8 protein-coding genes are annotated in these 13,114 nt (G+C 43.5%); 3 read left to right on the forward strand and 5 right to left on the reverse strand.

What is annotated here, in order from left to right; translation table 11 throughout:
• Positions 1-4: 4 nt before the first annotated feature.
• Genes TOL9009_RS0100520 through TOL9009_RS37235 form a run of 4 tightly spaced genes read right to left on the reverse strand, consistent with a single transcriptional unit; the run spans position 5 to position 6,701 of the window.
• Entirely contained in the window at positions 5-3,223 is a 3,219-nt protein-coding gene (locus TOL9009_RS0100520) for an ATP-binding protein (RefSeq protein WP_029630440.1), read from the reverse strand.
• 15 nt (positions 3,224-3,238) lie between these two features.
• A complete protein-coding gene (locus TOL9009_RS37230; RefSeq protein WP_051502714.1) occupies positions 3,239-3,898 on the reverse strand; it encodes a hypothetical protein in 660 nt (219 codons plus the stop codon).
• A 19-nt stretch (positions 3,899-3,917) separates the two neighbouring features.
• Positions 3,918-6,188, reverse strand: coding sequence for a V-type ATP synthase subunit I domain-containing protein (locus TOL9009_RS0100530; RefSeq protein ID WP_029630441.1), 2,271 nt, complete (start codon positions 6,186-6,188; stop codon positions 3,918-3,920).
• Between the two features lie 57 nt (positions 6,189-6,245).
• Entirely contained in the window at positions 6,246-6,701 is a 456-nt protein-coding gene (locus TOL9009_RS37235; RefSeq protein ID WP_186227439.1) for a plasmid mobilization protein, read from the reverse strand.
• Between the two features lie 617 nt (positions 6,702-7,318).
• Here TOL9009_RS37235 and TOL9009_RS0100540 point away from each other — a divergent pair.
• From TOL9009_RS0100540 to TOL9009_RS0100550, 3 genes are all read left to right on the forward strand, one after another.
• Positions 7,319-7,693: a hypothetical protein gene (locus TOL9009_RS0100540; protein WP_029630444.1), complete on the forward strand. Its 375-nt coding sequence runs from the start codon at positions 7,319-7,321 to the stop codon at positions 7,691-7,693.
• A gap of 227 nt (positions 7,694-7,920) precedes the next feature.
• Positions 7,921-8,967 (forward strand): plasmid pRiA4b ORF-3 family protein, encoded by a 1,047-nt coding sequence (locus tag TOL9009_RS0100545; protein WP_029630446.1) that lies wholly within the window; start codon positions 7,921-7,923, stop codon positions 8,965-8,967.
• A 112-nt stretch (positions 8,968-9,079) separates the two neighbouring features.
• Positions 9,080-9,655 carry a hypothetical protein gene (locus TOL9009_RS0100550; protein WP_029630448.1) on the forward strand — a complete coding sequence of 192 codons (576 nt, stop codon included), beginning with the start codon at positions 9,080-9,082 and terminating at the stop codon, positions 9,653-9,655.
• 115 nt (positions 9,656-9,770) lie between these two features.
• On the opposite strand, the gene TOL9009_RS37240 is transcribed toward TOL9009_RS0100550, so the two are convergent.
• Complete coding sequence (locus TOL9009_RS37240; protein WP_051502715.1) at positions 9,771-13,106, reverse strand: hypothetical protein; 3,336 nt, start codon at positions 13,104-13,106, stop codon at positions 9,771-9,773.
• Positions 13,107-13,114 lie beyond the last annotated feature (8 nt).

Genomic DNA, 13,114 nt, shown 5'->3' on the forward strand with positions numbered 1-13,114 from the left:
TTTTTTAACGTGCAACAAGTGGGTCGTTTGTTTGCGTTTTTAAAGGTTTGGGTTCATTTGAATTTGACTCTCGACCAATATGTGAGAACCCTTTGCCCTCCTTCACCGCCAGGATGTATTCTTGGGTGAAATGTTTTAATCCTTGAAGTTGACCTTTGAGAGTAGGCGGGTATTTTGCCATAATGCGATCGCGCGCTTCGCGTTCGTTTTGGTTGTTGGCAATCGAAGCCAACATCATCTCGCCAGGGTAAAATCTGGTTCGCCAGAAGCGTCCACCTCTTTCAATCAGCCAGCAGGAGTAGAGGTCAGCAGCCCTGGGCAAAAAGGCTTCAGTGGCATTTCGACTGATAATGTTGGGGTCGTAACCCAAGTGACGTTGGAAAGATGCTACGCCGTTAGCAGTGATGCGCCCGGTGATTCTGTAGACCATGTTTTGCATAATCTGAGAACCTGTAGCACACTGGCAGATAGTGTCGGGGTCTTGACTTAGCAACAAGACAGAAATTCCATCTTTTCTCCCAGTTGCACAGAGTTCTCCCACGATTTGGGCGAAACCGTCACGACGCAGCAAAACTGAAAGTTCATCCCCAATAAACAGGCTTCTCGGATGTGAAAGTGCATTTCGGATGCAAGCAGTGTGAGCGTTAATTGCCATCAAGTAAGCATCTTGTTCATTTGACAGTCCACTGAGGGCAAAGAATTTAACTGCTGGCTCAGGTGAGAAAGTGCTTGGTCTGCCGATCGCTTTCCCCAAACGCGATGCTAATAAAGCATTTCCTTGGCTGAGAATTTGGTTGATGGCTTGTTTGTCCAATTCTTCAAAGGACTTGAGGTTGAGTCTTTCTTTACTGCAAAAACGTAGTAAATCTTTAAGTGTGGGGATTTGCTGCCATTCACGAGACTGCCAACCTTTCTCGAACGCTTGATTATAGCGGGCAATAATCTCTGGATCTCTAAGAAACATATCCAGCATTTGGAGTACGATCGCATCAACTCGTTGAGCTAAGTGCGGATTGTGGACTTTCCCAAGTGCGATCGCCACCATTGCTTTGCGAATAAATTCTTTCCAAGATTCCATTCGCCGTTCTCTTTCTGGCTTATCAAACTTCCGCAGGTCGGGTGGTTCTACCAGATTGCTTGAACCTGCCGAAATGTCATAGTACGCGCCTTGCTCACCTAAAAGTTCAATAGCTGTTTTGAACGTACTATTCCCACCGCTGCTGATATCCATCCCCACAACCGGGATATTGTTGGCGAGTGCTTCTACTGCGAAACGCCATCCTAAAACACTCTTACCTGAACCGGATTCTCCAGTAATCAAAGCGCGACTGATTTGGTCGTGGAATAAGTCAATAAAAATCGGTTTATTTCCCCGGTCTGTGATAAACTCAACTCCTTTTTTATCTATGTCCCTGGGAATGGTTAAAGGCAAAATTCCCGCAACAGTTTCTGTGTCTAAAGTGAGTCGTCGTTCGCTAAAAAGTGAACCACTGTGTAGCAGCCAATTCCAAGTTATCGGCAAACACTGCAACCAAATATCCCAAGCAATATTTCGCTCTCGAATAACTTTAGCTGTTCCAAAGCTATTACTAAAGACATTACAGGCATTGTTTAATTCCAGAGAATCATTACGGTAGACCAGAAAAGCTACAGCACAATGAAGTGCTTTTGCACCTTTATAAAGTCTGCGTTGTGCATCGAAGGATTCTTCTTGTTTGATTTCTGCTCCGATGTCACGCGCTTGTCCCTTGGTTATTGCCCTGGTACTTGCCGCTTTAGATTGTTTGGCTTGACGAGCTAGATTGTCATTGATGATAAAATTGTTTCCGGCGCTAATTTCAATCCATGCTTCGGTGTCATGAACGTAGCTAGAACTCATTACTTCCCAAATCCACTTTAGTTGCTGTCTCGTATTGATCCAACCTGTTGGTGGCTCATACATAGTCAACACACCACATTCTTTGCCTTTGCCATTGAGATAGACACGGTTGTGACTTAAGCGATGTTCTGGACAAGACGATCTACCTTCTTCTCCCTCAATCAAGACAGTACAGATATGCTTTTGCGTGGTTTTGGTTTCTGTTAGCTTGAAGCCCGACGATGTTTCTTCTAATGTTAGTATTTGTGGAATTGGTGGAGCCTCACCGCTGTTAAACCGTTTCCAAAGCCATTCCCAAAGGTCTACTGCATTGCACGGAGTAATTTCCAGACCCATTTTGGTATTTAGTAGTAATTCCCAGCGGATGAAACCTTCATCAAATCCTTTGAGGAACAGCTTTGTATAAAACTGTTCTTTATAGAGCCGCGTGTTACCAGTAATGGAGCCAAGTAACGAGTCCGCAAGATTTTTTACACCGTCAATTACTTTACCGAGAAAGTCTCTAGATTGTTGTTCTGCTTGAGCATCAGCTGTCCAAGAACAGAAAGCAATTTGTTCCCAGACTTGCCGTGTCCCGTTTTGGGTCATTTGTTGAAGTCGGCGCTGCTCATTCCGAACTAAGATAGAAATCGGCTTCAGATGGGTATTATCAGCTAGTTGAGTGAGTTCCTTTTGGCGATCGCTGTCGTCGCTGTAGCAACCTGCACAAAAAGTAATCTTTTCGCCGTTTGGGATGTCTTTCATCGCTTCTTCAATAGAGTCAGCAAATCCCGAAACCTCACTTTGAAAAAGTAAATTGTGAAGTCCTTTGGTGTTAAAACCAAATATCAATTGGTATTGTGAACCATTATTAAGAAGAATTCCGGCAGCTTCTCGACCTTCTTTTTTGATTTCAACTAGGCAACAGATATGTGTTTCATTTTGAAATGGCATAAACTTGCTCTTGCCTCCTTTTTGATTTGGTACAATTTTTGGCTTGAGCTTTACTTGAAAAGGTTGTGAGTTCTTGTGCTGTTTTAGGGTGTGTTGGCGATCGGAGTGTGAAAAGGGAGAAATATAGAGAGAGTCGCCGTTACACCATTCATATCCAGGTGGTTTTCGGAATTTATCTGTAAAATGGTGTGGCTGATTGCCAGTTAAAAGCCACCAGCTGACGATTAGCCAAAACGAAACAGCAAAGAACCACCCCAAACCTAAACTGAAAAGTGCGTTTGTCAAGATATAGGAAACGACGAAAATTGCACACCAGGGTCCTATTTGGTTGGCAGGAATGGGACCGACACTTGCCTGTTTGCCTAAAATCTTATTAACACGGATAAAGTCTTTTTCTGGATCTCGTGGCATGGTGACTTTAACTGTTTAGTTCAAAAGAATCGTGGCGATGTTACGTATGAAAAAGGTGTTGATTGCTGTTGCAGTACCATTACCAATGAACAAGAACGTAATCACATCAATGGCAATGACTATGCCAAAAGCCAAGCCAATTTGAGTGACAATAGGTCGCCAATCATTACCCTGTTGCGCCTGGTTGTAAGCAAAAAGTGAAGCTGCTGCAACCAGTAAAAGGAAGACACCGCGAATGACGTTAAATATCAATCCAATAGTGGTTTCGTCAATTGCCGTACCTCCTCCTGCGGTAGAGCTTTGTGTTGCTATCTGCTTAAAGAACGCTTCTAACCCGCTGAGGAAAATGGCGTGAGCAGGCATCTCGAAAGTGTTGAGCAATGCTGTAACCGCAATGATTGCCGTGACAACGTGCCAAAACCGAATTTTGGCTCCAATCAGTTTTTCCAGAATGGGTACTGTTCGTGTAATCTGCCACAGCCCAAAAAACATGACACTGGAACAACCTAAAACACTCATTAACACGGGTTCTTTAACGACCATGTACACGCTGACAACAGCACAAAGGGCAATAAAAAGCAAGTCAGTCCGATTGATTTTAAATTTTCGTAAAAACTGGCTGACGGAATGGCGATGGTTTTGTCTTGTTGGTTTGATTTGATAATTACTACGCATTTTTACTCCTTAAGAATTGTTAAGCTTGCATTTCGTCTTTTTTTTGCTGTTCTTGTCGTTCTAGCTTCTTGACATCTCTGCCATTCTGGGATGGTTGCGATCTAGCTGCCTCCGGTTCACCGAGCAAACTCTCCATCTCTTCGATGGGGATACGACACTTTCTGATGTCCGGCGGTTGACCGTCTACTAAAACAGCCTCGAACACTTGTTCATCACCTTTGCGCGGGTCAAATCCTTGTAGTACCTTCAATCCCTTTAAAGACAGAATTTCAAATTCATACTTGGGCTGTTTGTTCTCTTTCCAAGTGAAGGTAGGCTCTTTTTCTCCGTTGAAACGTTTGGGGAAGGTTTCTTCAAACTTTTCGACTAAAGCTTGGGCGCTGGCTTTAATGGCATAGTCTTCTGACGACTGAGGCAGATTGAGTATGTGATTCTTTTCATCAGGGTTAAGGTTGTCAGAATGAACGTTCCACTGTTTATCCTTTTTGGTGCCTGCGAAGAGTTCTTGCCCGTTATTGCTTTTAAGGGTGAAAGAAAGTTGATCGTTTTGACCCTCAACAAATAAAGTGCTACCGCCAGTCAGAGGAATCCCCTCTTGAGGAGACTGCTGTGTTATTTGCGCTGTCACCGCAGCAAAATTCACCAAGGATTCAGCGCAGGCTTCCCGTTGCTGTTGGACTTTGCGTTGCACCACAATTTGTTCGAGAATGTCTTCTGGCTCATCGGTTTCCCGATTTCCATTAGAGCTAAATTTCTCCTGTGTCGTGTGTAGTTCTTCTTCATCTAAATCTTCATCGTCAGTTTCCAAAGCATCGGTGCTTTTATTTACAACAGTTGACTTTTGTTTTGACACTTTAAGTTCTGTAGGTGGCGATGATGCTCGCTCAACTTCCAATTTGGCAGCAGGCACAGCATCTTCACCAACAGCAGCTTCAGTTGGGCGAGATTGCGTTTGAGCTTTTGAAACGAGCTTTTCTTCAAGCTCATTAACGATCGCTTCCAGTCGGTCGAGTCTCTGCGAAAGTTTGTTTAGGTATTTTTCAATTTGGTCAAGTTGTTCGCTGATTGGCGCGTTTTTATCCAGTTGCAGAGGTTGAGACTTGTATTCTGGGTCAAGTTGGCTCCCTAACTTGTCAATTTTCTCTCCTACTTGAGTCGCAGCGCTGGCGATGGGGTTGTCTGCTAGGGTTTCTGACTGGCGGTTTTCTGACTTAAATATTTCAGCAAAGGGAGCCAATTCTTCTGGCAGTTCCGACTCTGGCGTACTTTCCACAAATGAAGCAATGCGTTTGAAAAGTTTGCCAATCCGGGCATCCTTTTCTTCTAGGTTTTTAAGGATGTCCTCCAGCCGTTTTTCTTCCCCTTGTTGTTTGATCTGCTCTAAAAGCTCATCAAGCCAGGCAATGCTTTTTGTTCCTAGCACAATCCCCAAGCTTGTCAGCTGACCAGCTAACCCGACTTCATTGATACCGTTGAGTTCACCTCCTTTGGTAGCAGCGTTAGCGCTAAAGCGGGAAGCTTCTTCAGCCAAGTTGTCTGCCAAGTCTTTTGCAGACATAGACTTTTGGTCGTTTGAGTCTGCTTCAGTTTCCCGGTTTTTACGTTGGGGTTTAGTTACGCTGCGTGCTGCTGGTTTGTTCTGGTTTTTTGGTTTTGCAGAATGCACCTCGTCATCTTCAAGCAATTCCTCCGGGTTTACATCGTCCTCCCCTGCTTCAGCCACTTGAGGTTTAGCAGTGCGCTTTGCTGCTTTTGAAGCAGGTTTTGGCTGGGAGCGATTGTTGGATTGTTTATTGATTGACCGACGGGGAGTCGTTTCTTCCTCCTCATGTAATAAATCTTCTTCTAAGTCGTCTAGGTCATTATTTAGGTCGAGGTCTTCATCTTCTTCGTCCAAGTCAAGGTTATTTGAATCTTCAGCTTCTATCCCCAGCATTTCCATCACATTGGATGGAGTAAAGTAGTCTTCATCCTTACTGGTGGCATTTCCCAGGTTTTTAATTAGGTACTTACCGCTGGTTCTTTGGCTTGGATCTTTGGTGAGGTAGAAGCGAAATCCTTTAATTTCGTCGCTACCTGGTTCTGTGCATAGTTCTACAGCGATCGCAGCTTTTCCCGACTGTTCGCTATATTCCTCGACAAAATCTTTGAAGTCCTCTAGAGACTCGATATCTCCTTCTTCTTGCATCGCTGCAATTGCTTTGTCAAGGGTGTTTTCGATGTGGCGCAGCTTCCTGGTATCAGTTAGGTTTTGCCATTGTCTTTTCTTAGAAGTAGCTGTATAAGCCATTTTTTCAATTCCCTTTTCCTTTTGAGACTGTTTAATGCACGGGAGGGCATTTCAGGTTTAGTCGCAACTCTGTCCTAGATCCTTTCGGGAGCAACCATCCTGCTGTTCAATCCTTTGTTGAAAAACCTTGCCCTTCAACTCCAAGTGATATTCTGCTAACTGCCTGCCGAACTCCCGTAAAATTTCATAGTTTTGCTGGGGCATTTGTCCAGCTGCTAAGGCTTTTTGGGCGAATAGGGCGAGGGAGTGCAGATGTGCGCTCATGCGCCGTAGTTCACGGGCTACCTCTTGATTGATTTCTGGCATCACAGGACGAGGACTAAACTCGAAAGCGCGTTTGCGGAGATAATCAGATAAGCTTTTCTCGCCAGACTGCGCTGTTCGCTTTGCTAAGTCCTCTTTCTCAATTGGGGTGAGCCGCATTCGGACGACTTCAGTCCGATGGCAAGAGTCTTGGGTTAGGGAAGCGGCTCGGAACGAGCATTGCTCTTGTCTCAGTGTAGTTTTAGGCATTTAGTTCAAAAATTTACTTTTTTTTGACGTATCATTACGCCGATAAAAAACCACTTGATTGAGTATGACTACCAGATTTAAATTAGGCATTGATCTTAGAAAATTCATAAACATCGTTGCCTTTGTGAATTTATTTTAAAGCTGTATCTATACATCAATATTGATTGTTGTTTGGTTTTTTTTATCACTACGTTTTGCTATTACTAATTTCTCAAATAAAGTATAAATTTTGGGTATTTCTTTGGTTGGATATTTTGCTCTGTCTAAAGCTACATGATTTAACAGGTAAAGGTTTTGAAATTTTATATTCGATTTAATTACGACAAGAATGCGACTAAATTACGACTTGCATACGCATCAGTATTTTTTCCAAAATTTTTTTATTAAAGAGTTCAATTATTTTCAAACAAATTACGCCTTAAATACGTATTTTGGCTGAGTGAGTTTCTAGGAGTGAGATGTTTATAGTGGATTTATTAATCCTAAATTTTCAAGGCAACTATGCAAGATGTCAGCTTCAAGGTAGTAAATAGCACTGGAGCCAGCAGAACTAAGGCGATCGCTGCTGCCTCCATGTCAGTAGGAAAGAAACACAGTAAAAAGGTGGGAGCATAATAATGAACGAAGAAATTACACTTCATCTCAAAATACGAGTTCCTGTCGATTCCCCAGACAGTAAGCTGCTCAGTTTCCTGAAAGATAGCCGTACCTCAGCAACCCAAATGGTGTTAGAAGCTGTTCGTGCTTACTGGTTGCCGGTGGCTTGTGCTAGCAATAAACATCCTGAACGAATTAAGGCGATCGCTCACGAGTGTTTACGAACTTTGCAAATTCAGGAACGCTACATCAGCACAGTATGCGAACTGGAAAGTTCTCTGGCATCTGTACCTGTTCATTCCGATGTGTCGCGCTCCAATCAGGAGTACCAGATTGGTGCGGGCGCTAAAAGTGAAAATGTGCCTTTTTCATCTCAGGAACCTCATTCATGTTGAGAATTACTGGTCTAAGGATGTTTTCTCGGAATTCAATTAACTAGACGCGTAAGCTACAACATAACTGTGTTCCTGTCGAGTAATCGACAGGAACGCTTTTTGCGCGGGTGAGTCTCATGCAGCATTAGTTCCAAAGCTCATATTTTCGAGTCGGTGACACTTAGTCAAAAGGCAAAGTCGAAAACTAATAAAATAAATCTGAGGTGAGCTAAACCAGAGTAATAAGTATGGCTAAAACTAAGAAATCAGAAAACGTTCCCAATGCGATGCAAGAAAAGTTCGATGGCATTGTGGCTTCTTCGGATGATTTTGCAAAACTTCATTTGAACTCGGAATATGCCCAGTTGATTCGTTTTGCAACAGCAGCTCTGTGTCGGAAGAGACCATCTCCCCTGGCAAGCGGTAAGGAGAAAACTTGGGCTTGTGGCATTACCCATGCTATTGGTATGGTCAATTTTCTCTTTGACCCTTCACAAAAACCCCATGTTAGTGCCAAGGAAATCTACGATTGGTTTGGTGTAAGTCCCAGCACCGGGCAGTCAAAATCAAAACAGGTACGAGATATCCTGGATATGCGGCAGATGGACCCTAATTGGTGTCTGCCGAGTAAGTTAGATAAAAACCCGATGGCTTGGATGATTTCTGTGGATGGATTTATCCTGGATGCCAGAACTGTTCGCCGAGAAATACAGGAAGAAGCATACGCACGGGGTTTTATTCCTTATATTCCGGCTGATGGCAAACCGGAAGATATCGACCTTGAACAAGCATCATCCATCATGTGCAAACCAGTTAACTCTTCTCCCGATGCCCTATATGTGCTAGATGTTTTTATAATTGACGGTCCAATAACAGAGAAATTTATCGCCAAAAATCCAGTGATATCCCGAACCATTGAGATTAAAGGCAGCAATACCCTGGAAGACCTCCATAAAATTATCTTCAAGGCATTTGATCGCCAAGAAGAGCATATGTACGAATTTCAAGTGGGAGGCTGTGGACCACAAGACCCAAATGCTAGAAGGTATGGCTTGAAACAAGCATTTTCAGGTTACGATTTTGCAGAAGCGCCTACAGGCGATGTGTCTAGCACCCCAATTGCTTCTCTGGGTTTATCGATTGATGATGCTTTTGGTTACTGGTTCGATTTTGGTGATGATTGGTGGCATCAGATTAATGTAACCAACATCGCAGACAAGACTCCAGGGAGCAAGTATCCCAGAATCACTCTTGTGGTTGGAGCTAGCCCTCCTCAATACGCGGATTTTGAGTAACAAAAACGGGCATTACTGATTTATAGGATGATTTCGGCTCATTTTGAACTAAATATTAATACTCATCCTCGTTGTAAACTATCTACACGAGCGTATATAATGGGGTGTAGATATGGTACGAATCGAACGGGAATCCATCAACTTTAAACTCCCCAAACCGTATTCTGACGCACTTCGAGCCAAAGCTGCCGAGCTAGACACCACCGCTACCAATTTAGTCATCGAGGGGCTGCATCACATCCTGGGAGAGATTCCGGGTATAGAAGACAGTGTAGAAACTCGTCTACAACAACTCGAAGCTCAATTAAATCACCTCGCTAATAGTACAGATAAGCGTGTAGACACTGATGTAGACAACAGACTTAGTTTGTTAGAGCAGAAACTAGAAGCACAAGCATTACAGTTGGCAAAAATTGAAGGAGTTATAACAACCCTTAGTCAGCAGCGATCGCATACAGGTGGAGGCTACAGAAGGCAAGCTTTTAATTATCATCCCCCACAACTTGAACTTCAGCCTTACACGGGGGAAAATTTAGCTAAAAGATTGGGAGTTGATATCGCAACCCTAACTCGTGAGCGAGAAAACAACACCCAGGCTGAGTTTGAATCGTGGTGTCGTCGCAAAGACCCAAGTCCGGTGGGGTGGCGTTTTAACTCAAATTCGGGGCTTTATCATCCCGTAAAGTAAATGGTGATAGAGGCTCATGTCGGAGCAATAATACTTATAACTTAGGTTTCTACCACAAGCTTACTCTCTTACACGATCGCTTAAACTTACGTGCCATTGACCTTGACACTTATACCTACGCTAATTCCATTTCCTTTTTTTTGCCTGACCCCCTGGAATTTGCTTCTAAGACAGGAGATTGTAGTTGGGCTGATTTTGATGTCAAAATAATCATCTCTTGCAATTGCAGTGCCCCTGCATCTGAGAGGGGTAGGACTTCTTCTCCGGTATGAATATTGCCTTTGCAGATAGTTCGCTTGGATTCCGAACGCACAAAGAAATCACCATTGGGTTGCACGTAAGCAGTCCAACTGTTGCCAATTTTGAACTGTTTAGTTTCAGTATTATCAGGCTCTCTTTCTTGCCTGCGTTTGTACGTATTACTGACGGCTTCAAAGAGCAAGTCTTGCATTTCTTTGCGCCAGTCTGAGCTCGTGTTATCCTGGGGGATAGTGTCTGTCTGGGTTTCGCTTTGGGCGGCTGGCAAGCGAATGGAATTAGGGTCAATATTGAGTACAACGGTAGCACCCAACGGTGACAATGAAGCTTGGAATGTAGTGCCGATAGGTAGTTTAGGGGTATCAGGGGCGAAGGTTCCAAGATTTTTACCATCAATTTGAATAATGGGGATGCCATTGTAGCGGTAAAATTCTGGGTGCGATTCAGTCAGCTCAAAAGTGCCGACTTCTAGAGTGACTTTCTGCTTTTTCCATTTTTTACTAGCAAAGTCTTCATTCTTCAAGTCGTTGTATTTTATGCCTAGCACTTTGATTTCATCAAATTGAAACTGTTGTAGTTGCTCTACAATTTCCTCCATGAATAAGTGGTAAGCGATCGCAGCTTTTCCCGGTTCAGTTCTCGATTCCACCCAGGCGCAATCTGCGGGTGGGACAATCATTACATTGTCCGGCATTTGAAGAGAGTCAATGTCGTTGTAGTTGTTGCCGTATTTAGCTTCTAGCTTTTCAATTTGTAATGGTGACAAGCTTTTTAAGGCAAACTCAACTAGCGGTAATCCTGGGTGAACTGTTGCCTCATATTCGATGCCTTTTTGGTCGAGGGATTCTTTCCATTCTTGAACTTTCTTTCCAAATGGTACTTGCAGGACATAGATATCTCGCGGGAGTGCCTCATGGAGTAACTCGTAGTCTGGTTCAAGGGAAAATGTCATTTTGAGGGTTTTGGCGATTTTTAGACATTCCTCTCTGTGGCTATCGATGTCAAGTTTGGTATGTTGGGTATGCCAAGTAGCAGCCGCCGCGCGAAAACGTTCTTCTTTTGTGGGGAACAACTCATCGATTTCGGCACGGTAGCTATCGTAGAGTTTTCCTAACTCTTCATTGAAAGCGTCCTTGTCGTCTCCAATTCGTTGGGCGATCGCCGCAATGTCTTGTTTAGATCGTTTTTTGAGTTCTTCAGCCCATTCTAGTTCGTCTATACCGAATGTCTTTTTCGGAAATAGATACCGAAATTCGTGGCGTTCTCGGTGTCGAATACGCGTCGCTTCCCAGTGGGGATTTACCGCTTCTCTTGGGATTACATTAATCGGGTTCGGTTCCTCAGCAGGCATAGCGAAGGTTTTGTAAAGTCGGTTGTCTTTTTTGAAGTCGAAGAAGTAACTTGGATGAGCTTCCGACCATTTTTTCGAGTCTGGTAGCAAGTTTTCCCCGTCGATTTCCTTGATATCCTCCAAGCGTTCTGCACTTTTTTGGTAATCAACTTCAGGCTGTAATGCTATAAATAGGCGGTTCAGCAGTCTTGTTTTCTTGCGCTCAAACAGTCGGGGATTTTCATCTTCATTCGGGACTGATGATTGGACTTTTCCAATTGTTGTGGCGACTAAACCAATTTTATTCTGGGAACTGGCTGCGGCTATGCTTGACAAAGTTTTATATTTTTGCTTACCCTGAGCATCTTTGACTGCTGTGTAGGGAACTTTAGGGCGCTGTTTAACTTCAGCATAGCGCCTGGGTTCTCCGGCGCGTAGAGTTTCAGCAGCAATGTGGGGTAGCATTTTAGATGGAGCAACTACCATTTGGTCGCCGTCAAAGTCAGCTTGGTGGTATTCTTCAGCGTCTTTTGGCTGCATGAAGACAACACCTTTATATTTCATTAGTTCTGGTTTGTGAACATTTGTATAACGTCTGATGTTGTCACTGGAGACAATGGGAAAGCGAGTGGTGATAATATCGCCTTCGCTTAGGTGAGGTACGCAGATTGTTCCTCTTTCCAAATCTGTACATGGCATAGCCATCCCAGAACTAAATTTGAAAGCTCCCTTGATTGCCAAGTCACACCAGCGATTGGCAACGTATTGTCGCATAGCATCAGCAACGAAGGGGCTGTCGATCAAAAGACCGAATTTGTCGTTGCGTAGCAGAGTAACGAGCCGTAATTCTTGTTGCTCTTGGTTTTTGTCAGTATTTTCACGCTCTAATGAGTCATCAACTGAAAGTGCAGCATGTTCTTTGGCACGTTGCTGTTTCTTGTCGTACTCTTCAACAATGTGTTTAGCTAGAGCGAGGGGATTGCGTTGAAGCTTGGCTAGTTTTTCGGCTTCTTTTCGGGTTGGTTCTACGAAGTCTTTCTTGAGAGCCTCTTCGCTATACCAGATGCTAAATTGCCAGCTGTTGTCATAGTCGATTACCTTGGCATTACCCCGGTTGCCCAAAGCACTTTTAGGAAACTCATATTCGCCGCAAGGGATTAAATTAGGTAAAAGAGTTTTCTTAATCCCTTTAATTGAGGAGCGATCCATGACAATATCAAACCCCTCTGCTTCTAAAGTGGCATTGGGTAGTAAAGTGCCTTTAGCCAGGAAACTAGTTAGGGATTGCTCCGGATTATCTACCCAATTTTCTAGCCAAGCAAAGCGAAATTGGAAGGGTCGGTTAGCTAAACCTCCCATTAGTTTAACAAGGCTGGGTGATACTTGTCCATGACAGTCTCCAGTTTTATATTTTTCGGCTTCAGCCTTCTCTTTGGGGTCTTTGCTGTTATAGTCCACAATTTTGATTCGTAGACCTTCAATTTGCTCTGCTCCCTTAAAGCAATTACTAACCAACAGAGAACCGTAGCGACAGGCAGTATCTTCTTCAGTTTGGAAGATTTTGCCTATTTTGGCGCGTAGTTCATCATCTGCAAAGTAGTAGTTATTGCCAGAACTAAAGGTGAGTTGTCGTTTGACACCATCGAAGGTTTTGGGTTTTAGATGTTTAGGGTCAGGGTTTTTCGAGTTAATTTTGACCAGTACGAGAGATTCGAGTTCTTCTGGCTCAAACATGAGTTCCAGAAGAGAGTTTTTGATAATTTCTGGTTCAGAAAGGAACCTTCCTTTACCGTTGTTATAAGAACCGTCGAAAACTTTAATTTTGAGACCGATGTTTTGAGCGACTTCTGTTGTTGGTATCATTGTTAAAT

This window comes from [Scytonema hofmanni] UTEX 2349, from assembly GCF_000582685.1.
Classification (GTDB): domain Bacteria; phylum Cyanobacteriota; class Cyanobacteriia; order Cyanobacteriales; family Nostocaceae; genus Hassallia; species Hassallia hofmanni.

Coding starts and splice junctions, on each gene's coding strand:
- TOL9009_RS0100550 (WP_029630448.1), top strand. CDS start 9,080: ATGGTACGAATCGAACGGGAATCCATCAACTTTAAACTCCCCAAACCG.
- TOL9009_RS0100530 (WP_029630441.1), bottom strand. CDS start 6,188: ATGGCTTATACAGCTACTTCTAAGAAAAGACAATGGCAAAACCTAACT.
- TOL9009_RS37235 (WP_186227439.1), bottom strand. CDS start 6,701: ATGCCTAAAACTACACTGAGACAAGAGCAATGCTCGTTCCGAGCCGCT.
- TOL9009_RS37240 (WP_051502715.1), bottom strand. CDS start 13,106: ATGATACCAACAACAGAAGTCGCTCAAAACATCGGTCTCAAAATTAAA.
- TOL9009_RS37230 (WP_051502714.1), bottom strand. CDS start 3,898: ATGCGTAGTAATTATCAAATCAAACCAACAAGACAAAACCATCGCCAT.
- TOL9009_RS0100520 (WP_029630440.1), bottom strand. CDS start 3,223: ATGCCACGAGATCCAGAAAAAGACTTTATCCGTGTTAATAAGATTTTA.
- TOL9009_RS0100545 (WP_029630446.1), top strand. CDS start 7,921: ATGGCTAAAACTAAGAAATCAGAAAACGTTCCCAATGCGATGCAAGAA.
- TOL9009_RS0100540 (WP_029630444.1), top strand. CDS start 7,319: ATGAACGAAGAAATTACACTTCATCTCAAAATACGAGTTCCTGTCGAT.